General features: G+C 63.2%; 4 protein-coding genes and 1 pseudogene. All 5 read left to right on the forward strand.

All coding sequences use genetic code 11. The features are described 5' to 3' along the window. On the forward strand, positions 1–242 hold a 242-nt coding region (locus tag ACW9IR_RS29330; protein WP_457466093.1), incomplete at its 5' end, for a phage protein. Continuing rightward, positions 242–451 (forward strand): TraR/DksA family transcriptional regulator, encoded by a 210-nt coding sequence (locus tag ACW9IR_RS29335; protein WP_457466094.1) that lies wholly within the window; start codon positions 242–244, stop codon positions 449–451. The genes ACW9IR_RS29330 and ACW9IR_RS29335, both read left to right, overlap by 1 nt. Beyond that, the gene (locus tag ACW9IR_RS29340; protein WP_457466096.1) at positions 451–747 is read left to right on the forward strand and encodes a hypothetical protein; all 297 of its coding nucleotides are present in this window, start codon (positions 451–453) and stop codon (positions 745–747) included. Before ACW9IR_RS29335 ends, ACW9IR_RS29340 begins: the two co-directional genes overlap by 1 nt. After that, entirely contained in the window at positions 744–1,271 is a 528-nt protein-coding gene (locus ACW9IR_RS29345; protein ID WP_457466098.1) for a lysozyme, read from the forward strand. The genes ACW9IR_RS29340 and ACW9IR_RS29345 overlap by 4 nt, the downstream gene beginning before the upstream one ends. Beyond that, a pseudogene (locus ACW9IR_RS29350) lies at positions 1,268–1,535 on the forward strand (lysis protein); the annotation flags it as partial. The gene ACW9IR_RS29345 and the pseudogene ACW9IR_RS29350, both read left to right, overlap by 4 nt.

The raw sequence follows: 1,535 nt of genomic DNA on the forward strand, positions 1-1,535 counted from the left end.
CGGGCAGCTTCCGCAAGCTCAAGCCGTTTGACGCAGTGTTCTTCGCCAAGGCCGGCGAAGACGAGGAACTGCGCGTGGAAGCCTTCGGCTGCAAGGTGAAGATTTCCAGCTTGTTGTCGATCGATCCAAAAGGCGGCGAGAAGACCAAGCACAAGGTGCCGTTTGACGTGACCAGTCCGGACTTCATTCACATCAACGGCGTTCCGTACCTCGACGCTACCGAGATCGAGGGGATCCGTTAATGGTGGACTGGTTCGACCGCGCCCAGGAGCTGGAGCAACGCCAACGTGACCAGGCGATCAAGGCCCAGCTGCTGACGCCTGTGCCGGTCGGGCCAAGCCTGACCCATTGCCAGGACTGCGAGAACGAGATCCCGCCGGCGCGCCAGGCACTGGGCGGTAAAACGCGGTGTGTCCCGTGCCAGACGGGCTTTGAGCAGAGTAAACGCTGATGACGACTGACGCCGCACGCCTCGGAACGCTGGAGCAGAGATTCGCCGTATTTGAACACCGACTGAGCGAGTTGGAAGACCGCCACGAAACCGTGCCTACCCGCGTAACCAAGTTGGAACAGGGGTTCGAACACATGGCCGGGCAACTGTCGGAACTGAACGCTGGCCAGCAGACCCTGACGGTCGCGGTAAACGACATCGGCGCGAAGGTCGGGCGCTTGCTGACCATTCTCACGGTGGTCGCTTCCGTGCTGCAAATGGTCGTGCCGGCGCTGTTGCGAGCGTGGTTCCCATGAGCCTGCGCGGCAGGATTCAGGCCGGTGTGATTGCGCTGGCCAGCGCTCCGTTGGTGATCTTCCTGGGCACTTGGGAAGGCCGTGGCCAGAACACCGTTTATGCCGACAAGTTGGCCAGCGGACTGCCCACTGTCTGCAAGGGCATCACCCGACACACCAGCCCGTTCCCGGTGGTAGTCGGTGACTACTGGTCGCCCGATCGTTGCGCGGAGGTGGAGCAGCTGGTGATCCGCAAAACCCAGCTGCAGCTGGCCGACTGCATCACCAACCCGGACGTGAGCCAGAACACTTTCGACGCGCTGACCAGCCATGGCCACAACGTCGGTGTGCCCAGCACTTGCGCCAGTCGGGCGGTGGCGTTGATCAACGCCGGCCGCATTGCTGACGGCTGCAGGGCGTTGGCCTGGGCATCGGACGGCAAGACACCGGTATGGGCGTACGTGACCGACGCCCAAGGCCGCAAGCGCTTCGTTCAAGGCCTGCACAACCGCCGGCTGGCTGAAATGGAGCTGTGCCTGCGATGAGCCTTTCCCCGTTGCGCCTGGCGCCTTTCGTGCTGCTGGTGGCCCTGCTGGTGTGGGTGGCGTTCGATCGGGTAACCGATCAGCGCGACGACGCCAGGCGCGAGCGCGACAGCGCGCAATGGGAAGCGAACGGCCTGCGTGAAGCGGCCCGAATCAGCGGCGAAATGCTCGCTGAGCGGGATGCGATTGACCAACGAAACACCAAGGATTTGACCGATGCACTCACTGAAAACGAGCGCCTGCGCCGCGCTGTTGGCGATGGCA

Source organism: Pseudomonas sp. SDT291_1_S447 (genome assembly GCF_054070155.1).